Consider the following 24,082-nt stretch of genomic DNA (forward strand, 5'->3'; position numbering starts at 1 on the left):
CACTCCCATGAGCCGGGACGGGCCCGTAATGTGCCCGCCATGCCGAGCGAACCATCCGAACCGATCAGGCTCAGGCGGCTCTCTCGAGCATGGCGCCTGTCCGTCACCGCCGCAGTCCTAGGCGTCCTCGTCGCAGCGCAGGTCGTCGACACCAACGACTGGTTCCCGTTCGGGTCGCTGTCGCAGTACGCGACGGCGCGCGACCTCAACGGCACGGTCAAGTCGATCTCGATCGAGGCCGTCGACGAGTCCGGGGACACCCTCCGCGTGCCGCTGAACCAGACGGGCGTCGGGGTCGGCCGCGCGGAGATCGAAGGGCAGCTCGGGCGCATCCTCGACAACCCGGAGCTGCTGCAGTCGATCGCCGACGCGCATGCCGGGCTGCACCCGGACGAGCCCGCGTACACCGAGCTGACGGTGCGGCGCACCACCCGCGCCCTCGTCGACGGGCGGCCGTCGGGCGAGCCGACAGTCGAGACCCTCGCCACCTGGACGGTGCAGCCATGACCGCCGCGACCCCCGAGCAGCCGGCGCCCGCCGCCGCCACGCCCGGCGACTCCCGCCCCGCCTCGTGGCGCCGCGCGCTCGGTGCCGTGGGCCGCTGGTGGACGTCCCCCGTGCCCCTCGCGCGCGTCGCGGTGCTGCGCCTGGTCATCTACCTGTTCGTCATCTATGACGTGCTGGCGCTCACCAACGACGTCATCCCGCACGGCTACGCCCCCGATCTGTACCAGCCCACGCTGATCGGGCGGATCCTGCCGTTCCCCACGCCGTCGCCTGGCGTGGGCTGGTTCCTGCTCGTGACGATCATCGCCGCGTCGTTGGTGGCGGCCACCGGCCTGCTGCCGCGCATCGCGGGCGGCGTCGTCGCAGTGGCCTACCTGGCGTGGATGGTGAACTCGCAGGGTTTCGCGTACGTGTCCCACGACCACCTGGCGCTGATCGTCGCGACCCTGGTGCTGCCGACGGTGGGCCGGGCCCGGTTCACCGACCTGCGCCCATCGGAGGCCGGCGGCTGGGCGCTGCGCGCCATCCAGGTCGCCACGGTGGCCACCTACGTGGGATCGGCCGTCAACAAGGTGGCCCGCACCGGCTCGCCGTGGGCGTGGGCGAATGGCGCGGTGTTCACCTGGGCGATCATGCGCCGCGGCTCCGCGATCATCACCTGGACGCTGGAGTACCCATGGCTGCTGCGGCTCAGCCAGTGGGGCCTGCTCGTCGCCGAGGTCCTCTCCCCCGTGGTGTTCTGGCTGCGCGGCAAGTGGCTGGCCCTGGCGATCGGGTTCTTCCTCGTGTTCCACCTGGCCACGTACCTGAGCCTGGGCATCCACTTCCTGCCCACGGTGGTGTGCTGGGCCGCCTTCGCCCCGCTCGAGCGGCTGGTGCCGCCGGTTCAGCGCGCCTGGCGCAGGGTCACGCGGCGGGAGCCCGGTCCGGGGCCAGCGACGGCAGGCGCGTGATCCCGAAGCGGTCGCGCAGCGCCCGACGGGCCGCGTACCAGCCGCCGAGCCCGTGCACGCCGGGGCCGGGCGGCGCGGACGCCGAGCACAGGTAGACGCCCGGCAGGCCGCCGCTGAACGGGTCCCACGCGAGCCGGGGCCCGACCAGCACCCGGTTCAGCGTGACCGCCCCGGCGGCGATGTCCCCGCCGGGGTAGTTCGCGTTGTGCGCGCTCATCTCGGCGGCGGGGATGGCCTGCGAGGCGACGACGACGTCGCGGAATCCCGGGGCGAACCGCTCGAGCTGCGCGGTGACGGCCTCGGTGGGGTCCTGGGTGGAGCCCGAGGGCACATGCGCGTACGTCCACAGCGGCCGCCGGCCGCCGGCGCCGATCCGCCCGGGGTCGACGATCGCGGGGTCGCTGACCAGCACGACGGGCCGCTCGGCGTGCCGGCCCGCCACGAGGGCGGCCTCGGCGGCGGCCATCTCCGCGCGCGATCCGCCCACGTGCACGGTGCCCGCGAGCCCCACCTCGGGATGCGCCCACGGCACCGGGCCGGAGAGCACGAAGTCCACCTTGGCCGCCGCGTTGCCGTACCGGAACCGCCCGAAGGCCCGCGCCGCGCGCAGGGGCAGCCGATCGCCCAGCACCCGCAGCAGCGTGCGCGGCGTGGTGTCGAACAGGTACGCGCGGGCGCGGGGCAGCTCGTCGAGGTCCGTGACCTCCGTGCCGGTCAGCAGCGTCCCGCCGTGCGCCCGCAGGTCGTCGACGAGCGCGTCGGTGATCGCCTGGCTGCCCCCACGCGGGATGGGCCACCCGACACCGTGCGCGAGCCCGGCCAGCATCAGCGCGGCGCCCGACGCGGGCACCGACGGCAGCGGGGTGATGGCGTGCGCGGCGACCCCGGTGAGCAGCGCCGCCGCCTCCTCGCCGCGGAACCGCAGGCCCCACGCGGGGCTGCCCTGCTCCAGGACGCCCAACCCGTAGCGGGCCGCCGTGACCAGGTGGCGCGGCACGCTCCGCCGGTCGCCCAGCGCGATCTCGACGAGCCCCTCCCGATCGGCGGCGAGCGGCCCCAGCAGCCGGCGCCAGGCCGCGCCGTCGCGTCCGAGCCCCGCGGCGGTGCGCTCCACCGACCGGTGGGCGAGCGCCGCGCGGCCGCCGTCGAGCGGCTGGGCGTACTCGATGTCGGGCACGAGCAGGTCCACCCGCGACGCGAGGTCGAACTCCCGCATGAACGGCGAGGCCAGCGCCATCGGGTGCACCGCGGAGCACAGGTCGTGCACCACGCCGTCCGCGAGGCCCAGGTCGACGGTGCGGGCGCCGCCACCCAGGGCGTCCTGCGCCTCGACCACCTGCACCGACAGTCCGGCGCGCGCGAGGGTGACGGCGGCCGCGAGCCCGTTGGGGCCTGATCCGACGACGACGGCGTCCACCTCGGTCGAGCGCGTGGGACTCATGGGGCCATCCTGGCGTATCGACGCACGCCCTGGCTGGCGCGTGCCGTCGCACGACCGCCAGACGATCGAAGGCCGCGCACCAGACGGTGCGCGGCCTTCGACGGTGTAGCTGGGTGCTGCGCGATCAGACGGGTCGAACCTGCTCGGCCTGAGGCCCCTTCGTCCCCTGACCGACCTCGAAGTCCACCTGCTGGCCCTCTTCGAGCGAGCGGTAGCCATCCGTCTGGATCGAGCTGTAGTGGACGAAGAGGTCCTGTCCGCCGCTGACCGGCGTGATGAACCCGTACCCCTTCTCCGCGTTGAACCACTTGACGGTCCCCTGGGCCATTCCGTGCTCCCTTGCCTACGTTCGCGCCACGCCCCGCCGGCGTCGCGGTGGTGGCGAGCCTAGACCTGGGAGGGCCGCCCCGACCAGGGGTTCGTCACGGTGTGTAGTCCTTTGCCACCACTGCGGTGATTCCGCTGGGCGACTGGGTGGGCGACAACTCGACCTTGGTGATGCCGAGAGTCGAGGCGACCTCGGCGGCGGTGACCGCCTGGTCCTCGGTCGCGTAGTACACCCCGGAGACCGTTGTCGCGGCGCCTGTGTAGTTCCCCGAGTCGACGGTGGTGAACCCGGCGGCGGTGAGCTTGTCGGCGGTCTTGCCCGCGAGTCCGGAGACCTTCGCGGCGTTGAGCACCATCACGCTCGTGGTCTTGTCGGACACCGGCGCGGGGGCCTCGGGCTCGGCGGACTCCTCGGCGGCGCCGTCCTCGGGGGCCGTCTCCTCGCCGCCCTCTGCCGCGCCGTCGCCCTCGCCACCCTCGGCGGCGAGGTCGTCAGCGGGGGCGTCAGAGGTCGCGTCGGAGCTCGAGCCGAGCCCATCCCAGCTGTAGAGCGAGTTCACGACACCGAAGGCCAGTGCGGGGAAGAGCACCAGGACCAGCAGGAACGGCCAGACGCGACTCCACCGGGAGCGCGGCGCGCGGTGCACGCCCCGTGGGCCGGCAGAGCCGTCGACGACGTCGAACTCATCGTCCGGGTACGGATATCTGCCCTTGGTCACGGCGGACAGGTTAACCGGTGTGGCTGCGCGGCGTGGCGGGGACGCGGCGGCGAGCCCCGACGTCGCCCGATCTGATCAACCCTCGACGCCGAGCCGCCGGGCCGTGCGGGCGCGCTGGCGGGTGGAGCGCATCCGGCGCAGGCGCTTGACCAGCATCGGGTCGTGCTCGAGGGCTGCCGGGGAGTCGATGAGGGCGTTGAGCACCTGGTAGTACCGCGTGGCGGACATGTCGAAGAGCTCGCGGATCGCCTGTTCCTTGGCTCCCGCGTACTTCCACCACTGGCGCTCGAACGCGAGCACCTGCTCGTCGCGTGCGGACAGGCCGGGCTGCTCGGCGCTCGTCGCTTCCGCCTGCTCCCGCTCTGCGGTGGCCGTGGCCTCCATGCGTCCTCCTCGCCAGACTGACGTCGGCCCAAGCCGACCTGGTCATGGTAAGCGCGAATCACATGGGTGTCATTCACGCGCCGCCGTGTCACCGGCAGGGCCAGCAGCCGGCCAGCGGCCGGTCAGCGGCCCCCGGTAGCCTCCGGGCCGTGGACGCCTCCTCCCCTGCCCTGCACGCCGCCGCCGACCTGACGGAGTTGATGGCCTCGGACTGGGCAGCCGCCCTCGCGCCCGTCGAGGCGCCGCTGCGCAGGGCCGCCGCGCTCGCCGCCGCCGAGGAGCGCTCCGGGCAGGTCGTGCTGCCATCGGGGCCGGACGTGCTGCGCGCCTTCGCCCGCCCGCTGGCGGATGTGCGGGTGCTCGTGGTGGGCCAGGACCCCTACCCGACGCCAGGCCACGCGATGGGCCTGTCGTTCTCGGTGCAGCCCCATGTGCGGCCGCTGCCCCGCTCGCTGGCGAACCTCTTCGCCGAGCTCGTCGCGGACACCGGGGTGGCGCCGCCCACGTCCGGCGACCTCAGCCCGTGGGCAGACCAGGGCGTCATGCTGCTCAACCGTGTGCTGACCGTCCGTGCGGGCGCCGCCGGATCGCACCGTGGCCAGGGCTGGGAGGCGGTCACCGACCGCGCCATCGCGGCCCTGGTCGAACGCGGGGGGCCGCTCGTCGCCGTGCTCTGGGGGCGGGACGCCCAGACGCTGCGACCGGCGCTCGGGTCGACGCCGGTGGTCGCCAGCGCCCACCCGAGCCCGCTGTCGGCGCGACGCGGGTTCTTCGGCTCGCGGCCGTTCTCGGCGGTCAACGACCTGCTGCGCGCGCAGGGCGCCGACCCCGTGGACTGGGCGCTGCCCTGACGGGCTCCCGCGAGCGCGCGCGGCCGGCGCTCTCAGTTGCAGAATGAGCGGGTGAGCAACCCGATGACGCCGCCACAGCCGACCACGGGCCACGCCGGGCCGCCGTGGGCAAGGTACGTCGCCCTGGGCGACTCCTTCACCGAGGGCCTGTGGGACCAGCCCGTCGAGGGCGCCCCGTGCCGAGGCTGGGCGGACATGCTCGCGAGCAAGCTCTCAGCCCGGCGGGTCGACGCCGGCCAGGAGCCGCTGGAGTACGCGAACCTGGCCGTGCGCGGGCTCCTGCTGCACCCGATCATCGCCGAGCAGCTCCCCCCGGCGCTGGACTTCGCGCCGGACCTGGTCAGCCTGGTGGGCGGCGGCAACAACATGCTGCGGCCCACCGCCGACGTCGACGCGATGGCCCGCGAGCTGGAGCAGGCCGTCGAGCAGGCCACCCGCGCGGGCGCGCATGTGCTGATGGCCACCGGCATGGACGCCGCCGACAGCCTGCTCGTGCGCCGCAGCCGCAACCGGACCGCGGTGTTCAACTCGCATGTGTGGTCCATCGCCCGCCGCCACGGCGCGAGCGTGCTGGACCTGTGGGGCATCCGCTCGTTGCGGGACTGGCGGATGTGGTCGGCCGACCGCATCCACCTCACCACCGAGGGGCACGCGCGGGTCGCGCAGGGCGCGCTCGTCGCACTGGGGCTGGCCCCCGACGACCCCGACTGGGACGACCCGCTCACCCCGCTCCCGCCCACGCCCCGGATCCAGCAGGCCCGCGACGACGTCCAGTGGATGCGCGAGCACCTGTACCCGTGGGCCACGCGGCGGCTGCGCCGGACCGGGCCGGAGGGCCGTGTGGCGAAACGGCCCGACCTGGCGCCCGTGGTGGACGCCCGCTCCGGCTCCCACTCAGGCTGAGGCCGCGGGCGGCCAGCGCCCGGGTCAGCCGGTGACGAGGTCGCCCATCACCAGCGACACCGCGTCCACGTCGGAGGCCAGCACCGGCGTCTCGAGCTCCGCGGCGCGCGCGGCGCCCTGGCCGAGGGTCGGGACGTCGGCGACCAGGCGGCCATCGGCGGCGAGCAACGCCACCCGCAGGCCGATGTCGGCGCACTCCTCGGGCACGCCCGTCAGCCGCAGCCCGGTGACGGCGTGGCCGCCCAGCACTGTCACGTACTCGACGTCGTAGCCGATGACGATCTGCGCCGACGCGCACCCCTGGGGCGCGGCGCCCAGCACCGCGTCATCCCCACCGGTCAGGGCGTCCACAGCGGTGATCGCGAGCCCGGACACGCCGAGCACGGCCAGCCAGCCCGCGGCGATCCGGCGGGCACGCTTCTGACCTGAGCTCATGGGCATTCGCCTCCTGCGCACGCCACGGCCGATCCTTCGACCTGACGTCACCATCGGCGCCCATCGGGCCCGGGTGAGCAGTCGCGCGCCCGTTCACCCGGCTGCGCGGCGCCTCCACGGCTCCCGGGGTGTCAGGAGCAGGCCAGCAGGTTCCCGCCCGCCGACGCGAACCCCTGCACCTCCAGTGAGCGCTTCTCCCCGGCGACGACGGTGTGGTACGAGCCCCACGACGTCGTGCCCTTCACGGTGACGAGCCGGGTCGCGTCGGAGCAGGCGCTCGCGCTGACCTTCACCAGGCCGCCCTGCTGGTCGGAGAGCCCCGCCGCGAGGAACGGGAACACCGTGGTGTCGGACAGGTTGAACGTGAGCTGCCAGGTGACCGGGGTGGTCGAGGTGGTGCTGACCTCGAACCGGCGCAGATACGTCCGGGACGCGCCCGAGCCCCACTCGGCCTCGCTCGTGACCTTCACCTCGCAGGTGGCGGAGGGGTTGTCGAGCACGGTGCAGGCGATGCCGGGCACCGGCGTGGGCGTGGGCGCCGACCAGGTGGGGGTGACGCCCCAGCCGTCGACGGTGAGCGCCACGCTCCGCACGGCCGACGGCGTGTACGCGGCGACGGGGATGGTCGCGGTGGCGCCGGCGGCGGGCAGCGTGGCCACGGCGTCGGTCGTCGCGAGCGCCCCCGACGCGCCGATCAGGCGCAGCCGGACCGTCTTGCCCGCGCAGTCGGCGGGGACCTCGCGGATGGTGACGCTGCTGGCCGTCCCGCTCGTCGCCGTCCCGGCCTCCACGGCCAGGTCGGGGGCGCACCGGTCGGCGGCGGTGAGCGTCGTGAGCCGGGACGTGGCGAGAGGCAGGGTCGCGGCGCTCGCGGTGGACAGCCCGGCGACGACGAGGGCGCCGATCACGGCGACGACACGGAGGACGCTCCGGCTCATCGGGCTCCCTCCTCGCTCTCAACGGGTTCGGCGGGTTCGGCAGGCTCGGCGGGTTCGGCGGGGATGGCGTCGGCGTCGGGCTCGGCGGCCTGGGCACGGCCCGGCCACAGCAAGATCCCCGCGGCGATCACCAGCAGCGACGCCCAAGTCAGGGGCATCAGGAGGATCGAGGCGACGACGCCGACCCCCGGCAGGTGCAGCCGCGCCACCCCCAGCACCTCGTCCGCGACGGGCTGCCACGGGTCGGTGAAGTCGTTGTTGTCACCCTGCATCCGCCAGCCGGTCTCGCCGTCGCCGCCGATGATGCGGTGGATGACCCGGCCGCCGTTCTCCGTCGCGGGCTGGTAGACGATGACGTCGCCCACCTGGGGCTCGCCGCAGCGCGCGACCACCAGGTCGCCCGTCGCGTACGTGGGGTCCATCGAGTGCCCCGAGACGATCGTCAGCGTGGTGCAGCCACCGAGGGTGGAGGGCCACAGCGCCCACACGGCCACGGCCAGGAACAGCGCGAGCCCGAGGTTCGCCACCACGCCCGGAAGCCGACGCGCGCGAGGCGTGTCGGCTGTCGGGGGCGTGGTGGTCGCCAGAGCGGTGGTGATGGGTGTCTCCCAGAACGGTCACGCGGTGACGGGCTCGCCGCGGAGCTGGTCGCTGCCGCGGCGAGCCCGGTCAGAGATGACGGGGGCTCAGTCGGAGATGACGGCTCAGTCGGAGATGACGACCGAGACCTTCTCGACAGCAGTCGCCGCGACAGACGCGGACGGGGCGCCGAGGTTGACGGCGCCAGCGGACGCGACACCAGTGACCTGCCCCAGCGAGGCGCCGGAGGCGTCGATCAGGTCGGCCTTGACGGCCTTGCCGTCGCAGGCCGCGTCCACGTCGTTGAGCGTCACGCCGGACACGTTGTAGCCCGGGCTCGAGGCGCTCGCGGCGAAGGAGTTGTCGAATCCGACGGTGATGGGGGTCCCGGTGGGCTGGCACGAGGCCACCACCACGGTGTTGGCCGCGAGCGTCCCACCCTCGAGGTTCAGCGTGGCGGCTGACGCCAACGCGAGGCCGGCGACACCGAGCACGGCCAGGGAGACAGCGGCGGTCTTGCGACGGTTGGAGGTCTTGCGGGCCATGTGGAACTCCTGAGGGGACGAACTGTTGATGCTGGCAAAACTGGACGCTAGGCGCGTCGAGATGGCCTCACAGGAACGCGCCTAGGTGCTGGCACCTGAGGATAGCGAATAGTCCGGATCTTTCACCCGGGCCATACCGGGCGAACCTCGCGATCCGTGCAGGATTTTGCCGACGGCTGACGCCCGAGGCAGTCAAGCCTTGGCCGCTGCCCGGGCGATAGGGACGCGGGCTCGCAAGGTGGCGCCCCGGCTGCGCGAGGAGGTGAGCGTCAGATCCCCGCCGACGAGCGCCAGCCGGTCCCGCAGCCGCGCAGTCCCGGACGCCGGGCCGGCATCTGCCGCGTCGAACCCGGCGCCGTCGTCCTCCACCTCCACGACGAGGGCCGCCCCGTCCAAGTCCACTCGGACCTGCAGTGTTCCGGCGCCCCCGTGCCGCAGCGCGTTCGTCAGCGCCTCCTCCACGACGCGCACCGCGAGCAGCCGCTCCGTCTGGGTGAGCGCCGGGGCAGCCGGATCGTCGAGCGCCCGCACCTCCGGCGACACCTGCAGGCGTGTGCCGATGCTCGCGGGGATGCGGCCCAACAGCGACCGCATCGCCGGGACCATGCCCACCTCGAGCCCGTCCGGGTACAGCATCCGGCTGGCCTCGCGCACATCACCCTCGCGGATCTGCTCGAGCTGCGCGCGGATGTCCTGCAATGCCTCGACGTCGGCGTCGCTGGTGGCGCCCTGGGCCAGATGCCCCTGGATGATGTCGAGGCGCGCGACGATCAGCACCAGACGCTGCTGCAGGCTCCCGTGCAGCCCCTCCGCGACCTCGCGCCGGACCCGCACCTCCTCGTTCTGCAACGCGGCCAGCGCCAGCTCGATCTGGATCCGCCCGTCGGCCGACACCTGCGCCTGCATGCGCAGGCGCCGCCGCGACATCATGAACGCCACGCCCATGGCCCCCGCCACGGCCGCAGCGCCCAAGGCGCTGAAGAACTCGATCGACACGGCCTGCAGCGGGCTGTCCGCGTCGTAGATGCCGACCGCCCGCTGGGCCAGCGACCTCGCCCCGGCGCCGAGCACCGCCGCGGCCAGCGCCCGCGCGAGCATGCGCCACTGCGAGCGCTCCTCATGCACTCTGAGCGCCGCGATGGCGGCCAGCATCCCGGCGACTCCCACCAAGTTGGCCGCCAGGCGCGGCACCGCCCCGCCGACGCCGAACGGGCCCGCGGAGAACACGTACGCCGTCTGCACCGCGGCGCCCACCCCGAACACGACGAGGATCGCCGCGACGGCCACCAGCAGCGCGTGCAGGTCCGTCGCGTCATCGACCTGGCGGCGGAACGTCATGGTCGCCTCGCATCCCGTGGGGTGTCGGCGGCCGCGCTTGCGGCCCGCTGACCTGGCCGCCGACGATACTGGGAGGCGTGACGCAGACCGACCACCGGCTGATCCGTGTCGGGATCGTCGAGGACCAGCCGCTCTTCCGCTCCATGCTCGAGCTGACCCTCGCCGGCGTGCCGGGGCTGCGGGTCGTCGCCGCCGTCGGCACCGTCACCGCCGCGAACCAGGCCTTCAAGCCGGGCGCCGTCGACGTGGCGCTGCTCGACATCGACCTGCCCGATGGCAACGGCATCGCGCTGGGCGTCACGCTGCGCCGCGCGCAGCCCGGGCTCGGCATCCTGCTGCTGTCCGCGCATGACGCGATGGACCTGCTGCTCGACCTGCCGCCGGACGTCGCCAGCGGCTGGAGCTACCTGAGCAAGACCTCCTCGACCAGCACCGACGAGCTCGTGCGCGCGGTGCGGGCCACCGCCGACGGGCACACGACCCTCGACCCGGCCCTGCTGGACCGCATGGAGCCACGCGCCGGGTCGTCCGTGGCGCGGCTCACCGACCGCCAGTACCGGGTGCTGCGGCTGCTCGCACGAGGGCTGTCCAACGCGGGCATCGGCGAGGAGCTGGGCATCGCCGAGAAGTCCGTGCAGAACCACATCAACACGATCTACGCGGCGCTCGGCATCGACGCCGACCCGGCGCGGAACCCGCGGGTGACGGCGGCGCTGCGGCTGCTGGAGGAGACCGGGCCCGCCTCCTGAGCCGTCGCCCGCAGCGCCCCGACGGTGCGCTCCCCAGAGGCGGCGCCCCGGAGCGCGTGGCATGGTCGTTGTCATGAAAGCGACCGCCATGCTGCTCGGCGGGGCGCTCCTGGCAGTGGGCGCCATCGCGGGCTGCAGCAGCCCCAACGACGCCGAACCACGGCCCGCCACCGCCAGCCCCCCGGCCGGCGGCACGAGCACTCCCCCCGACTCGAGCACTCCGCCCGACTCCGAAGCCGACTGGCCCGACTCCCTCGAGCTCGCCACCGCCATCCAAGGCCAGCACAACCCGCTGTCCGTCGCGTGGATCGCCGTGGCCACCCTCGGCACTGACGACCTCGACGCCGCGCTGAACCCCGCGAGCGCCCTGGTGGAGGACGTCGGCTACGACGGCTCGCAGTGGCCCCTGAGCTGCCAGCACGACGCATACGCGGCACTGGGCGTGACGGATGGGCCGAGCACGGAGTTCGGCGTGGGGGTGGTGTTCACCACGCATGCCGACGCCGTGGCCTTCGACGAGCTGTGGACGGGGCCGATGCTGGGCATCGTGGACGGCGACGTCTTCTGCGACCTGGGCGGCTAGGCCAGCCCCGTCGGGGCTTGCGCGCTGTCGGCCGGTCGCCAGGCCCAGCCCTCCCTGCTCCAAGCCATGCGAGCGGCGCCTTCACGCACGGTGTCAGTGAGCCACCAGGTGGCGTCCGGACACCAGCCAGCCAGCGTCGTCGTCTCCCCGGGCGCCACCTGCACTGCCGTTCCCGAGGTCAGGAGCCAGCCGAGGACGCTGACATGCACGCCGTCATACGCCTCGGCCACAGCAGCCCAGTCGGGGATCAGCCAGGAGCCGTCGCGGGCGTCCACCGCCTCGTACCAGTCGGGCCGCCGTGAGGCCGTGACGTCCAGCGGGAACGCCGCCACCAGCGCGGCCCAGTCCTGCGGGCCGGTGATCTCCAGCACCCGCGCGGCCGGATCGACCGCGCACCGGGTCAGATCGGCCGACGCCCACCCCTCCTCGTCCTCGGTGAGCCACAACGCGGCGGACCCCTCCCCCGGGAGCGCCCGCGTCGTCACGTCGAGCCCGGAGAGCGCGGGCGTGGCCCACCACATGCCGCCCATCCGGCGGTGCGGGCGCCCCGCGCGCTCCTGGGCGAACCAGCGCTCCTGGTCGAGCACAGACTCGCGCCATCGGCTCAGGCGGCGCCCGGCAATGTCGTCGCGCACGGGGGCGGGCACCCCCGCGAAGGCGGTGCGGACCTGGGCGTCACGGTCGAGCGGCCCCGACCACCAGGCAGCCTGCGGCGCCGCGAGGACCGCCTCGGCGATCGGGAACAGCAACGCGCTGACGTCAGGCTCGGCGAGGACGACGTCCTCGGCGTGCGGCGGCTGCCAGTACATGGCGGAGGTCACGGTGTCGGCCAGTGCCGGCAGCAGTCCCCCGACGTGGGTGGCGCCTGCCTCGGCGGCTGCGGTCAGCGCCTCGTGGAGCGTCGGCGCCGCGAGCGGCTCGGCGGCGTCCGACCTCGCCGAGCAGACGAACTCGACGGCGACGACGCCGGGGGCGCCCCGGTCCTCGTCGACCCGCCGCGCCGCGTCGAACATCGCGACCCTCACCTGGTCGCCGTGCGGCCCACGCTGGGCGGCCTCGAGGCAGAGCCGTCGGCCGCGCACACTGGCCAGCAGGTCCGCCGCTGTGATCATGGCGCCACTGTAGGGACCGCCAGGGGAGGCGGGCAGCGCTCTTCGGCAGGTCACCGCGTCGGGGTGACCACCACGCGCCTGCCGGAGGGGACCGGCATGGTCCAGGCCTGCTCGACGTCGGCGAGGCCCACCGCCTGGACGCCCACGGTGAACGCCCCCGCGTCGATCCACCGCGCGAGGTCCCCGAGCTCCGCCTCCATCGCCTCGGGCGACACCGAGCCCTGCCCACTGCCCAGCACCCGCAGGTTCACCCGGCGCAGCGCCGCCGACGGCAGCGTGATGTCCGGCCCCGCCACGGAGCCGATCTGGACCCAGTCGAGCCGTCGGGCCGGATCCGCCCGGCTCCCGACGACAGCGGCCAGCACGTGCTGCGTCGGCGGGCCCCACAGGTAGTCCAGCAGCACGTCGACCTCGGCGGCCGCGCGCCCCACAGCCTGCGCGGCCTCTCCCAGGTCGCCGTCGAGCGGCACGACGACATCGGCCCCCACATCGCGCAGCGCCTCGAGCCGGGCGGCCCCACGCCCCACAGCCGTGACGGTCCCCGCGCCGAGCTCCTTCGCGACCTGGATCGCGAGCTGGCCCGCGTTCCCCGTCGCGCCGAACACCAACACGCCCTGACCGGGCCGGAACGACACCCGCCTGCGCAGCGCCACCCAGGAGGACATCGCCGGGTTCATCGCCGCCGCGACCCGCAACGGGTCCGAGTCGTCCGGCAGCGTCACCGCGCGCCGCGTGTCGACCGCCACCCGCTCCGCCATCGAGCCCCGCGAGCTCCCGGGCGGCAGCAGGAAGTACACCAACGACCCGTCGGCCCGGCGCCCCACGCCGTCGATGCCGGGGATCAACGGCAACACCCCCGACGACGTGTAGTGGGAGCCGTTCGCCTGCGAGCGCACCCGCGGGTGCAGTCCCGCCGCCAGGACGTCCACGACTTCCTGGTGCTCGCCCGGCTCCGGCTCCGGCACATCCTCGCACCGCGGCGGGTTGTCGAACGCCGTCACCACTGCCGCGCGCATGGCGCCTCCGAGGATGTCGATCCCTGACCCGCGCCGGATCCGGGCACGGCTCGGACCTGACACCTCAGACGCTAGACCCGGTGCGCCGGAGCGCACGCCGGACGGTGGAGTAGATGGAGCCCCCTACCGGATTCGAACCGGTGACCCCCTGTTTACAAGACAGGTGCTCTGGCCAACTGAGCTAAGGAGGCGTGGCGCCGAGGCGCCGTCGCGGGGCCGTGGTGACGGTCCGCGACGGGGACGACGCCGGCTCAGCCTACCGAGCCGACGCCGTCCCGTGTGCACGGTCAGCCCTTCGCGGCCTCCACGGCCTCGATGAGCTTGCCGTCGATGCGCCAGTCGTAGACGGACGTGTCGAGCGGCTTGCCGTTGATGACGACGGTCGGCGTCGCGAGGTTCGTGCCTGCGGCCTCGAGGTCGTCACCGGCCTGCTGGGTGAGCGCGGAGACGTACGGGGCGTAGACGCGCCACGGGTTGTCGCCGTCAGTCTGGGTGAACACCTCGATGACGTCGTCGGGGACGCCTGCCTCACGGGCGATCTCGGCGATCTGCGCGTCGGTCAGGCCACCGGTGCCCTCCTCGGGCTGGTTGGCGAACATCGCGTCGTTGAACGCGAGGAACTTGTCCGGGGCGAGGTCCGCGACGGCTGCTGCGGCGTTGGCCGCGCGCGTGGAGAACTGGGTGCCGTTGGACGCGCGGTCGAGGATCGAGATCGGGTGGTAGACGACTGTCACGTCGCCGCTGGCCCGCAGCTCCTCGAGCTGGTGGGCGTTGGCCTCCTCGAAGGTGCCGCAGACGGGGCACATGTAGTCGAGGTAGACGTCGACGACGGTGCCGCCGTCGGCGGTGGTCCCGGCGACGTCCTCGCTGGCCACGGGGATGCCCCCGTTGCTCGGCTGCGCGGTGGAGGGCTCCTTCACCTCGGAGAGGGTCACCGGGTCGCCGGTGTAGGCGGCCTCGGCCTCGGCGCTGTCGTCGGGCTGCTGGGCCAGGATCATCGTGATGACGACGGCGAGCACGGCGAGGGCGGCGACGAGGCCGCTGATCGCCACGATGCGGTTGCGCTTCTCGCGCTTGGCCTGCTCCTGCTTGAGCTGGAGGGCCTTGACGCGGGCGTCGTCGCGTCGCTGCGCCTTGCTGGGTCGGGGGTCGTTGGTCGGCATGGTCCTGCTCTCGGTGCGTGGGGACGTGGGGTCGGCTGGTCAGGCGAGCCTGAGCGGCGGACCTCGTCGGAGCGGGCTGGCCATTCGGACGGATCTGGGCCGGGCGATGGGCCCGGCGCAGGCCGCCGACAGCGCGCGGGCCTGGACGTGCGGCGCCGTGGGGCGCGGCAACCGGCGCAGCACGGCCCGCAGCAGGCGGCCGGCCGCATTGACGACGCGCACGAGCAGCGCGGTGAGGCCGATCCCGCAGGCGCCCAGTGCGGCGTGCGCGGCGATCACGGGGAGGGCGAGGCTCATCACCAGCACGGCGCGGTGCGCGCCTGCCGGGTCCATCGCGAGGCTGCCGTCCGGGCAGTCGGCGCTGCCCTGCAGCAGCGCGAGCCGCACCCCCAGCATGGCCAGCGGGCCGTCGGCGCTGGTGCACGCGTGCAGCAGCACGCGCCCGCCGAACAGGACGTGCAGGAGCCCGACAGTCCCGATGGAGGCGACCGTGAGCGCGCTGACGTCCCGCGCGAGCATGCGCGGGATGGCGCCGAGGCGCGCGCGGGCAGCGGTCATGCGGCCAGGGTACGTGGTGCTCCTGGCGCCGTTGAAGGGCCTAACGGGAGGTCGCGTCGCTGATGGCGGCTGCCAGGCGCGCGTCCCCCAGCTCCACCTGGGGCAGGTCGACCTCGGGCAGCGGCGCCCAGTGGATCGGCTGGTCGGAGAGGAGCTGTGCGGTGAGCACCGCTGTGACCGCCAACGTGATGAGCACCAGCACTGTGGCGCCGCGCCGCCCGGGCGCCACGACGGCCAGCAGCCGCCGGGTCCCGATCCGGGTGAGCCCCGACATCGGCCCCCACCACAGCAGGATCAGCCCGAGCAAGAACGCCCCGCCGATGATCGCCGCCGCGACGAGCCCGTCGGGCGACTGGCCGGGCGCCGTGGAGCCTGGCGTCCACCCACCGCTGCCGATGAGCCACCACAGCGCCCCCAGCACGATCACCACGGCGCTGGCGGCGACCACCACTGACGGCAGCAGGCCCACGATGGCGCGCAGCAGGTGCCACGGGCTGCTGACCACGGCGACCAGCGCGTCGCTGCCCCGCACGCCCTTGCGCTCGCGGCGCCGGTGCATCGCCTCGACGGTGGACCCGAAGGTCCGGGCCAGCACCAGCGCGACGGCGAGCGCGATGAGCGTCACCCCGGGGTACGTCATCGCGCCGACCACGGCGAGCAGCCCGAGCGAGCCCACGGTGCCCCAGCGGCGGCGGGCCGGCGGGCGTGTGTACCCGCCCTCGCCCTCGGGGTAGGCGTCGTCCGAGTACTCGCCGCCCTCGCCGCCCAGCGGCCACTGGCCCTCGTCGTGGCGGTCCCAGTCGCCCCCGCCGTCGGCGCGGTAGTCGTCGTGGCCGTAGTCGTCGTACGCCTGCTCCTGACGCGGGGGCGCCCCGAACACCGCGGTGTCGGCGGGCTGGTCGGCGCGCGGGTAGGCAGACTCTCGGCGCACTCCCCGCTGCACCGGGTACACCTGGGTGCCGCCTGCGGCGGCGCCCGCGCCCCACACGGCGGTGCTGTCGGCATCCTGCGCGGGCAGCCGCTGGGTGGCGGGGTCCGCGTCGAGCCGCTGTGTGGCCTGCCCCGAGGAGAACAGCTCGGTGTCGTGCGCGTCGCCCGCGTGCAGCACCACGGTCTCGGAGGCCGCTGCCGTGTCGCCCGTGGCGGCGGCCTCATGCAGCTCGTCGACGAGCTCGGCGGGCGGCAGCCGGTCGGCGGCCTCCCCCGCGAGCGCCTGCCCCAGCGCTGCGGCGGTGCGCGGCCCCAGCCCTGCGAGGTCAGCCTCCCCGGAGCGGGCCCGGGCGATGACGGCGGCCAGCGGGCGCAGCCCGAACGGCGGGCGGCCCGTCGCCGCGAAGGCGAGCACGGCGGCCCAGCCCCACCAGTCGGTCTCGGGAGTGGGCTCGGCGTCGTCGAGCAGCTCGGGGGCCAGGTAGCCGGGGGTGCCGATCACCAGGCCGGTGGACGTGATACGGGGGTCGTCGGCGGCCTGCGCGATGCCGAAGTCGATGAGCACCGGGCCGGTGTCGGTGACGAGCACGTTGCTGGGCTTGAGGTCGCGGTGGACGACGCCGGCCTCGTGCACGGCCGCGAGCGCGCCGTGCAGCCCGTCGGCGAACTCGGCGAGCTGGTGGGGGTCGAGCGGGCCGTTGTCGCGGACGTGGTCCTCGAGGTTCCGGCCGGCGACGAGCTCGGTGACGATGAACGCCTCGGTGGAGTCGGCCTCGGCGTCGAGCACGGCGGCGACGGCCGGATGGCGCAGCCGTTGCAGGGCCACGACCTCGCGGCGCAGCCGATCGCGGGCCGCGGGATCGGCTCCCACGTGCGGGTGCAGCAGCTTGAGCGCCACCGCGTTGCCCGCCCCGTCGAGTGCCCGGTACACCGTGCCCATGCCCCCTGAGCCGAGGGGGGCCACCACCGTGTAGCCACCCACCTCGGACCCTGGCTCCAGTCCGATGCGCTCCATGCATCGACGGTATCCGCGCGGGGCCGTTGCCGCGCGCAGCCGCGCTCGACGGGGAGGCCGAGCGAGACATCCCAGGTCACGCTAGGGTCGAGAGAACCCCAAGAAGGAGTGTGCCTCGGTGGGATCTGCCGGTTATGACCTGGTCGTCGTCGCGAATCGCCTCCCGGTCGATGTGACGATCGGCCCGGATGGCGACGTGTCGTGGGACCGCTCCCCTGGCGGCCTGGTGACGGCGATGGAGCCGGTCATGGTCGAGGCCAATGGCGCATGGGTGGGCTGGAGCGGGGCCCCCGACGTCGAGCTCGAGCCCTTCGACACCGACGGCATGCGCCTGGTGCCGGTGCCGCTCTCCGAGGCCGAGGTCGCGGACTACTACGAGGGCTTCTCCAACGACAGCCTGTGGCCGCTCTACCACGACGTCATCGAGCCGCCCACGTTCCACCGGCAGTGGTGGGAGGTGTACCGCAAGGTCAACCAGCGGTTCGCCGAGGCCGCTGCCGCCCAGGTGGCGCCCGGCGGCACCGTCTGGGTGCACGACTACCAGCTCCAGCTCGTCCCGCGCATGCTCCGCGAGCTGCGCCCCGACGTGCGCATCGGCTTCTTCAACCACATCCCCTTCCCGCCCCTGGAGTTGTTCGCCCAGCTCCCCTGGCGCACCGCCGTGGTCGAGGGCCTGCTCGGCGCGGACCTCATCGGCTTCCAGCGCGCCGGTGACGCGCAGAACTTCGTCCGGGTGGTGCGCCGGCTCACCGACCTCACCACCCGCGGCCAGATGATCACCGTGCCCGCCGAGGGCGACCGCCCCGAACGGCACGTCCGGGCCATGCCGTTCCCCATCTCGATCGACTCGAAGAAGTTCGACGAGCTGGCCCGCACCCCCGAGGTGCAGGCCCGGGCGAAGGAGATCCGCGCCGAGCTCGGCGACCCCGACGTCGTGCTGCTCGGGGTGGACCGCCTCGACTACACCAAGGGCATCCGGCACCGGATCAAGGCGTTCGGCGAACTCCTCGAGGACGGCCGGCTGAGCGTCCCGGAGACCGTCCTGGTGCAGGTCGCCAGCCCCAGCCGCGAGAACGTGGGCGCGTACCAGCAGCTGCGCGAGCACGTCGAGCTGCTGGTGGGCCGCATCAACGGCGACCTCGGCGAGCTGGGCCGCCCGGCGGTCCACTACCTGCACCACTCCTACCCCATGGAGGAGATGGCCGCGCTGTACCTCGCGGCCGACGTCATGCTCGTCACCGCGCTGCGGGACGGGATGAACCTCGTCGCCAAGGAGTACGTCGCGGCCCGCTCCGACGATCGCGGCGCCCTGGTGCTCAGCGAGTTCACCGGCGCCGCCGACGAGCTCACCAGCTCCATCCTGGTCAACCCGCATGACATCGCGGGCCTGAAGAACGCGATGGTCTACGCCGCCAACATCGACCCCCGCGAGGCGCGCAAGCGCATGCGCCGACTGCGCCGCAAGGTGCTGGAGAACGACGTCGCGGCCTGGTCGCACTCGTTCCTGTCGGCGCTCGCCGCAGTGCCGGCCCCGCAGAAGACCCAGGACACCCAGGAGCGTCATGCCTGAACCCCATGACCCCACGGCGGCCCTGGCCGCCCTCGCCGCCGACCAGTCCCGGCGGCCCGTGCTGCTCGCGCTCGACTTCGACGGCACCCTGGCGCCGTTGCAGGACGACCCGGCGGCCTCCCGCATCCTGCCCGACGGGGTCGGGGTGCTGGCCGACCTCGCGGCCACCGACGGCATCGTCCTCGCGCTCGTCTCCGGCCGCGCGATGGCGGACCTGCACGCCCTCGCGGAGGTCCCCGTCGGCACGCTGCTCGTCGGCAGCCACGGCGCCGAGCGCGCCCGCGTGACCGCGCATGGCCTGGACCGCGACGTCGTGCGCCTCACCGACGACCAGGCGGACCGGCTGGCGGCGCTGGGCGCCGAGGCCGCGGCTGTCGCCCGTGGGCGCGAGGGCGTCTGGGTGGAGACGAAGCCGACAGCCGTGGTGGTGCACACGCGCCTGGCCGACCCCGAGGTCGCACAGGCAGCCGAGCAGGAGTCCCTCGCCCTCGGCGAACGGCTGGGCACCGGGGTGCTCCACGGCAAGGCGGTCGTGGAGCTCACCGTGCTGCACGCCAGCAAGGGCGAGGCGCTCACCGCGCTGCGCCAGGAGATCGGGGCGCCCGTCGTGATCTACGCGGGTGACGACGTGACGGATGAGCGGGCGTTCGAGGCATTGGGCCCGGACGACGTGACCATCAAGGTGGGGGCGGGCGACACCGGCGCCCGATACCGGATCGACAGCCCGGAGGGCGTCGTGACGGCACTCGCCCGGTTCCGCGACGACCTGGCGGCTGCCGCCGGCTGATCAGCGCGAATCCCTCCCCGGTTCCGCGACGCGGACCGCCGCGCGTGGGTAGCGTGCCGGGATGACCAGGCCGCACCAGATGCAGCCCGTCGCCCTCGAGGAAGAGGGCAGCGGGTTCCCGAACGGCGCGCGCTCCGACCGCCCCGACGCCGGGCCGGCCGCTGAGGGCGGCAACGGCTCTGGCTGGCGCCGTGCCGCACGGCGGGGGTGGCCCATCGCCGCCACTGTGGTCGTGGCCCTGGCGCTGGGAGGCGCCCAACTCGTGCTCGACGCCCGGGAGCGAGGGCGGCTCAACCAGCTCCGCTCGGTTCCCGGTGTGCTCGCCGCAGTCGACCCGTCCACCCTGCGCGAGCTGTGGAGCAGCGAGTCCCCCGGAGTCGCGACGGGAGCGAACGTCGGTGGCGACCTCGTCAGGGGCGTCGCCTCACCCGATGGCTCCCAGCTCGTCGAGCTCCTCGACGGGGGCAGCGGCGGCGCGCTGTGGTCCGCCCCCGTCGCGCCGCCAGACCCGAACCTGGCCGAGGCGATCGTGACAGTCGGCCCCTGGTTCGGCCCCAGGTGCCAGCCCGTCCCGGACCGCGACCTGGTCTGGTGCACCGTGGAAGACGAGTACCCGGTGCTCGACTCCGACACCGCATGGTCAGAGCACGGCAGGACCCGGACGGTGGTGCTCGACACCGCGACGGGCGCCGTGGTGAGCGACCACGAGATCGCGTCAGCCGGCGCGGCGGCCGTGCTCGGCGACGCGTTGCTGATCGCCACGACGGCTGCCGATGGCGCCGCGAGCGTCCACGCGTGGGACCTGCGATCTGACCAGCCCTCGTGGCAGAGCGCGCTGCCCAAGTCTGAGGAGGGCGCCGCGTCCGGGGGCACATCCGACCTGGAGCCCGGGGCCCTCCAGACAACGGAAGCGGTCTGGATCACCGCACAGGGCGACACCATCGTCGTCCACGGGCATCGCGACGTCTGGGCCCTGTCGGAGGACGGGCAAGTGCTGCGGACCTTCCCCTTCGGCGACAGGCAGGCGTACGTCCAACTGCTCCGGGGCCAGTTGTGGTCCAAGCTCGACTACAGCGCCGCCAGCACGGCCATGCTGTCCCTGCTGCGCGCCGACGGGTCCTGGACCCAGCCCGTCGCGGAGCAGCCGGTGTCGCTGGCCATCGATGACGGCTCCGCGGCAGACCTCTGCTTCCTGAGCGGACGCGCCCGGCTCCGCGCCGTGGACTGCGAGTCAGGCGCCGAGAGGTGGGATGAGGCGTCGTCCGAGAGCACATCGGGGTTGCTCCTCGACGGGACGCTCTACTCGGCGACCAGGACCCAGGTCACCGCGATGAACGCGTCCACCGGCGAGTTGCGGTGGAGATCCGTGCGCGACGCGACCTTGTCGTTGAGCTCTGAACAGGTCTTCACCGACGGCGAGAGCCTCTTCGTGCTGGAGTACGCGCCAGCAGCCGACGGCGACAGCGGAGCGGCGCAGGGCACAACCGACCTCGTGGCCCTGTCGATGGCAGACGGCTCGGAGTCGTGGCGGATCCCGTTGACGGAGTCGTCCACGTACTCGTCGTTGTCCATCTCCGAGCTGGGCGGCCGCCTGGCCATCTCCACCACCGATGAGTGGGGCGACAGCCACATCACCCGCGTGTACGGCAGCCCATGAGCGGCGCCCGGACGGCCCCTGGCCCGACGCTGGACGCCGACATGACGGGGGTGGCCGCATGAAAGGCCCGACGCGGATGGTGCCCGTCGTCCTCGACGAGGGCGACGGGGTGGTGTCGGCGCGCGGCGACGCCCAGGAGCCCGTCGCGGCCGACGGGCTCGCGCGGCGCCGCCTGCTGCGCTGGTGGCCCGTCGCGGCTGTCGCGGCCGTCGTCCTGGTGGGTGGCCAGGCAGTGCTCGACCAGCGCGAGCGCGCCGCGCTGGACCGCGTCGGCGACCTCCCCGGCGTGCTGCTCCCCCTCGACGCGTCGATGCGCGAGCTGTGGCGCACCGACGACCTGAGCGGGATGCCGACCTTGCGCGTGGGAGCGGACATCGTGCTGGGGGTGATGGAGCCCGACGGCTCCCAGGCGGTGCGAGCAGTCGACGGGGCAACCGGCGAGGCGCGATGGGAGGTGCCCGTCGCAGACCCCGAGCTGACGCGCGCCACCGAGGATGAGGGCCGCTGGCGCGTCCCGTACTGCGTCGACGCCAAGGATCTGGTGGTGTGCTCGGTGAACGACCGGTACGAGATCCCCCCCGACGCGTCACCGCTGTCCTCGACGCCCGAGCCGCCCCAGCCGACCAGGGCGAGGCTGGTGGTGATCGACCCCGTCAGGCACCGTGTCGTCGCGGAGCGCGAGGTCGCCATTGACTCCCCCACGGTGATCGCGGGCGATCAAGTCGCCACCAGCAGCACCGCCGCCGGCACCGTCACCCTCGAGGCCAGCGACCTGCGGACGGGCGACGTGCGGTGGCGCCGGGAATTGCCCGACGCGGAGGTCTCGCCCGCCCAGGAGGAAGCGCGAGCCGCCGTGGAGCAGACGCTCGACGGCGGGGCCATCTGGCGCCAGGCCTGGCTCAACCCGTTGCCGGATGGCGGCCTCGTCGTCAGCGGGCAGCGGACCGAATGGGTGGTGTCGGCGACGGGCGAGGTCCTCCATGCCGTCGCCCGAACGGAGCTGGGAGACCGGCTGACACATGTGCGCGAATCGACCCACATGCTCACGACGGGCGGCGCGGCGCCGTCCGTGCTCGTCCATCCGGACGGCTCGCGCACCCAGGTTTCCGGTCAGCCGCTCATCCTCAGCGTCGATGACGGATCGGCGCCAGGGCAGTGCTTCGTGGGCGACTCCGCTCTCGCCGCCCATGACTGTGAGACAGGCGCACGGCTCTGGGAGGTCGACGTCGAGACGTACAGCGGCATACTTCTCGAGGGGGTGCTGTACCTCTCTGCCGGCGCTCAGATCGTCGCCGTCGACACCGCGCTGGGGCGCAGGCTGTGGACGCGGGAGCTCGCCGGGTCCGAGGCCGCCTGGGGCGGCAACACCCTCACCGACGGCCGCGACCTGTTTGTCGTGGACTGGCAGGCCGACGCGGATGGGCAGGCCGGTGGCGCAGCGTCGATGGGAGAGTTCAGCGTCGTCGCGCTCTCGAAGAGTGACGGCTCACAGCTCTGGGGCGCCCCGCTCGACATGCGGGGGAGGCGGCACGACGTCTGGGTCATGCCCGTGGGCGGGCGGCTCGTCGCCTGGCAGACATCGACCCCGGGACCGGCCCGCGTCTTCGGCAGCGGATAGCCGCGCTAGGCAGGTCATTTCCCCCTTCTGGCATGTGGCAGGATGGGCCGCGGACCGCAGGCTTCAGCGTCGAACGACGATGGCCGCCTTCGGACTGTGTCAGCGGCGACACTTCTGACACCTTTCACAACGGATCGTCCGGCACGTACCTGCCGGTGAAGGGAACTGACATGGCTACGGTCACGTTCGACAACGCCACCCGGGTCTACCCCGGCACGGAGCGTCCCGCGGTGGACGCCCTCAACCTCCACGTCGAAGACGGCGAGTTCCTCGTCCTCGTCGGCCCCTCCGGCTGCGGTAAGTCGACCTCGCTCCGCATGCTCGCGGGCCTCGAGGACGTCAACGGCGGGCGCATCCTGATCGGTGACCGCGACGTCACCGACGTGCAGCCCAAGGACCGCGACATCGCGATGGTCTTCCAGAACTACGCGCTGTACCCGCACATGACGGTTGCCGACAACATGGGCTTCGCGCTCAAGATCGCCGGCACGCCGAAGGCGGAGATCCGCGCCCGTGTCGAGGAGGCCGCCAAGATCCTCGACCTCACCGAGTACCTCGACCGCAAGCCGAAGGCCCTCTCGGGTGGCCAGCGTCAGCGTGTCGCGATGGGCCGCGCGATCGTGCGCCAGCCGCAGGTGTTCCTCATGGACGAGCCGCTGTCGAACCTTGACGCCAAGCTCCGTGTCCAGACGCGTACGCAGATCGCGTCGCTGCAGCGCCGCCTGGGCGTCACCACGGTCTACGTCACGCACGACCAGACCGAGGCCCTGACCATGGGCGACCGCATCGCGGTCCTCAAGGACGGCCTGCTCCAGCAGGTCGGCACGCCGCGCGACATGTACGACACCCCGAAGAACGTCTTCGTCGCCGGCTTCATCGGCTCCCCGGCCATGAACATCGGCACGTTCGCGGTGCTCGAGGGCTACGCGCAGGTCGGCCGCGCCCGCATCGCCGTCCCGCGCCAGGTCATCACTGACCTCCAGCCCGAGGACAAGAACCAGATCACCATCGGGTTCCGCCCCGAGTCGCTCGACGTGGTGCCCGAGGGCACGCCGGACGCGATCCCGGTCGTCGTGAACCTCGTGGAGGAGCTCGGCTCCGACGCGTTCGTCTACGGCGCCCTGACCAACGAGTTCGGCGCCGCCGAGGCCGTGCACTCCGGGGCCGGCGACGCGCAGATCATCGTGCGCGTCGACCCGCGTCAGGTGCCCGGCAAGGGCGAGACGATCTGGGTCCGGATCCGCACCGGCGAGCAGCACCTGTTCCACGCCGGCTCGGGCGAGCGCATCGCCGTCTGACCACCACGCACCACACCTGAGGGCGGGTCCGGCTGCTGCCGGGCCCGCCCTCGGGCGTTCCACCCTGATGAACCTGTGCGCATCCCACCAGCAGTCTCTGAGAGGA

At 73.5% G+C, this 24,082-nt stretch carries 25 protein-coding genes and 1 tRNA gene; 11 read left to right on the forward strand and 15 right to left on the reverse strand.

Annotation, left to right across the window (positions count from 1 at the left end; all coding sequences use genetic code 11):
* Positions 1-39: 39 nt before the first annotated feature.
* Positions 40-507: a hypothetical protein gene (locus tag QUV83_RS01445; RefSeq protein ID WP_289561927.1), complete on the forward strand. Its 468-nt coding sequence runs from the start codon at positions 40-42 to the stop codon at positions 505-507.
* Positions 504-1,460 (forward strand): hypothetical protein, encoded by a 957-nt coding sequence (locus QUV83_RS01450; protein WP_289561929.1) that lies wholly within the window; start codon positions 504-506, stop codon positions 1,458-1,460. The genes QUV83_RS01445 and QUV83_RS01450 overlap by 4 nt, the downstream gene beginning before the upstream one ends.
* On the opposite strand, the gene QUV83_RS01455 is transcribed toward QUV83_RS01450, so the two are convergent.
* The 4 genes from QUV83_RS01455 to QUV83_RS01470 all read right to left on the reverse strand — a co-directional run bounded on the left by QUV83_RS01455 (position 1,414) and on the right by QUV83_RS01470 (position 4,331).
* A complete protein-coding gene (locus QUV83_RS01455) occupies positions 1,414-2,901 on the reverse strand; it encodes a phytoene desaturase family protein (RefSeq protein ID WP_289561931.1) in 1,488 nt (495 codons plus the stop codon). The genes QUV83_RS01450 and QUV83_RS01455 overlap by 47 nt on opposite strands.
* 124 nt (positions 2,902-3,025) lie before the next feature.
* On the reverse strand, positions 3,026-3,229 hold the full coding sequence (locus QUV83_RS01460) for a cold-shock protein (RefSeq protein ID WP_066585442.1): 204 nt from the start codon (positions 3,227-3,229) through the stop codon (positions 3,026-3,028).
* 94 nt (positions 3,230-3,323) lie between these two features.
* Positions 3,324-3,947 carry a LytR C-terminal domain-containing protein gene (locus tag QUV83_RS01465; RefSeq protein ID WP_289561934.1) on the reverse strand — a complete coding sequence of 208 codons (624 nt, stop codon included), beginning with the start codon at positions 3,945-3,947 and terminating at the stop codon, positions 3,324-3,326.
* Between the two features lie 75 nt (positions 3,948-4,022).
* On the reverse strand, positions 4,023-4,331 hold the full coding sequence (locus QUV83_RS01470) for a DUF3263 domain-containing protein (protein ID WP_289561936.1): 309 nt from the start codon (positions 4,329-4,331) through the stop codon (positions 4,023-4,025).
* A 149-nt stretch (positions 4,332-4,480) separates the two neighbouring features.
* Here QUV83_RS01470 and QUV83_RS01475 point away from each other — a divergent pair, with 149 nt between their 5' ends.
* A complete protein-coding gene (locus QUV83_RS01475) occupies positions 4,481-5,182 on the forward strand; it encodes a uracil-DNA glycosylase (protein WP_289561938.1) in 702 nt (233 codons plus the stop codon).
* A 63-nt stretch (positions 5,183-5,245) separates the two neighbouring features.
* Entirely contained in the window at positions 5,246-6,085 is an 840-nt protein-coding gene (locus QUV83_RS01480) for an SGNH/GDSL hydrolase family protein (RefSeq protein WP_289562132.1), read from the forward strand.
* Between the two features lie 24 nt (positions 6,086-6,109).
* Here the strand turns inward: QUV83_RS01480 and QUV83_RS01485 are convergent, their stop codons facing one another.
* The 5 genes from QUV83_RS01485 to QUV83_RS01505 form a co-directional block, all read right to left on the reverse strand.
* A complete protein-coding gene (locus QUV83_RS01485) occupies positions 6,110-6,520 on the reverse strand; it encodes a hypothetical protein (RefSeq protein ID WP_289561940.1) in 411 nt (136 codons plus the stop codon).
* Positions 6,521-6,651: 131 nt separating this feature from the next.
* The gene (locus tag QUV83_RS01490) at positions 6,652-7,458 is read right to left on the reverse strand and encodes a hypothetical protein (protein ID WP_289561941.1); all 807 of its coding nucleotides are present in this window, start codon (positions 7,456-7,458) and stop codon (positions 6,652-6,654) included.
* On the reverse strand, positions 7,455-7,988 hold the full coding sequence (locus QUV83_RS01495) for a signal peptidase I (RefSeq protein WP_289561943.1): 534 nt from the start codon (positions 7,986-7,988) through the stop codon (positions 7,455-7,457). Before QUV83_RS01495 ends, QUV83_RS01490 begins: the two co-directional genes overlap by 4 nt.
* A 174-nt stretch (positions 7,989-8,162) precedes the next feature.
* Entirely contained in the window at positions 8,163-8,582 is a 420-nt protein-coding gene (locus QUV83_RS01500) for a hypothetical protein (RefSeq protein WP_289561949.1), read from the reverse strand.
* A 192-nt stretch (positions 8,583-8,774) separates the two neighbouring features.
* Complete coding sequence (locus QUV83_RS01505; RefSeq protein ID WP_289561951.1) at positions 8,775-9,920, reverse strand: sensor histidine kinase; 1,146 nt, start codon at positions 9,918-9,920, stop codon at positions 8,775-8,777.
* A gap of 77 nt (positions 9,921-9,997) precedes the next feature.
* Between QUV83_RS01505 and QUV83_RS01510 the strand changes: the two genes are divergently transcribed.
* Positions 9,998-10,669 carry a response regulator transcription factor gene (locus tag QUV83_RS01510; RefSeq protein ID WP_289561953.1) on the forward strand — a complete coding sequence of 224 codons (672 nt, stop codon included), beginning with the start codon at positions 9,998-10,000 and terminating at the stop codon, positions 10,667-10,669.
* Positions 10,670-10,742: 73 nt separating this feature from the next.
* Entirely contained in the window at positions 10,743-11,252 is a 510-nt protein-coding gene (locus QUV83_RS01515) for a hypothetical protein (RefSeq protein WP_289561956.1), read from the forward strand.
* Here QUV83_RS01515 and QUV83_RS01520 read toward each other — a convergent pair.
* The 6 genes from QUV83_RS01520 to QUV83_RS01545 all read right to left on the reverse strand — a co-directional run bounded on the left by QUV83_RS01520 (position 11,249) and on the right by QUV83_RS01545 (position 17,046).
* Positions 11,249-12,364: a hypothetical protein gene (locus tag QUV83_RS01520; protein WP_289561958.1), complete on the reverse strand. Its 1,116-nt coding sequence runs from the start codon at positions 12,362-12,364 to the stop codon at positions 11,249-11,251. The genes QUV83_RS01515 and QUV83_RS01520 overlap by 4 nt on opposite strands.
* A 50-nt stretch (positions 12,365-12,414) precedes the next feature.
* Positions 12,415-13,380 (reverse strand): quinone oxidoreductase family protein, encoded by a 966-nt coding sequence (locus tag QUV83_RS01525; RefSeq protein WP_289561960.1) that lies wholly within the window; start codon positions 13,378-13,380, stop codon positions 12,415-12,417.
* Between the two features lie 114 nt (positions 13,381-13,494).
* Positions 13,495-13,571 (reverse strand) — tRNA-Thr (locus QUV83_RS01530).
* Positions 13,572-13,667: 96 nt separating this feature from the next.
* Entirely contained in the window at positions 13,668-14,543 is an 876-nt protein-coding gene (locus QUV83_RS01535) for a DsbA family protein (protein WP_289561962.1), read from the reverse strand.
* 39 nt (positions 14,544-14,582) lie between these two features.
* On the reverse strand, positions 14,583-15,101 hold the full coding sequence (locus tag QUV83_RS01540) for a hypothetical protein (RefSeq protein WP_289561963.1): 519 nt from the start codon (positions 15,099-15,101) through the stop codon (positions 14,583-14,585).
* Positions 15,102-15,141: 40 nt separating this feature from the next.
* A complete protein-coding gene (locus QUV83_RS01545; RefSeq protein ID WP_289561964.1) occupies positions 15,142-17,046 on the reverse strand; it encodes a protein kinase domain-containing protein in 1,905 nt (634 codons plus the stop codon).
* A gap of 118 nt (positions 17,047-17,164) precedes the next feature.
* On the opposite strand from QUV83_RS01545, the gene QUV83_RS01550 reads away from it, so the two are divergent.
* The 5 genes from QUV83_RS01550 (at position 17,165) to QUV83_RS01570 (ending at position 23,976) form a co-directional block, all read left to right on the forward strand.
* Positions 17,165-18,616, forward strand: coding sequence for an alpha,alpha-trehalose-phosphate synthase (UDP-forming) (locus QUV83_RS01550; protein WP_289561966.1), 1,452 nt, complete (start codon positions 17,165-17,167; stop codon positions 18,614-18,616).
* Positions 18,609-19,403, forward strand: coding sequence for a trehalose-phosphatase (gene otsB / locus QUV83_RS01555; RefSeq protein ID WP_289561968.1), 795 nt, complete (start codon positions 18,609-18,611; stop codon positions 19,401-19,403). The genes QUV83_RS01550 and otsB overlap by 8 nt, the downstream gene beginning before the upstream one ends.
* 61 nt (positions 19,404-19,464) lie before the next feature.
* The gene (locus tag QUV83_RS01560) at positions 19,465-21,060 is read left to right on the forward strand and encodes an outer membrane protein assembly factor BamB family protein (RefSeq protein WP_289561973.1); all 1,596 of its coding nucleotides are present in this window, start codon (positions 19,465-19,467) and stop codon (positions 21,058-21,060) included.
* Between the two features lie 58 nt (positions 21,061-21,118).
* Positions 21,119-22,678, forward strand: coding sequence for an outer membrane protein assembly factor BamB family protein (locus tag QUV83_RS01565; protein WP_289561975.1), 1,560 nt, complete (start codon positions 21,119-21,121; stop codon positions 22,676-22,678).
* 170 nt (positions 22,679-22,848) lie between these two features.
* Positions 22,849-23,976, forward strand: a complete 1,128-nt coding sequence (locus QUV83_RS01570; RefSeq protein WP_289561977.1) for an ABC transporter ATP-binding protein — start codon at positions 22,849-22,851, stop codon at positions 23,974-23,976.
* Positions 23,977-24,082 lie beyond the last annotated feature (106 nt).

The organism is Cellulomonas cellasea, assembly GCF_030372105.1.
Classification (GTDB): domain Bacteria; phylum Actinomycetota; class Actinomycetes; order Actinomycetales; family Cellulomonadaceae; genus Cellulomonas_A; species Cellulomonas_A cellasea_A.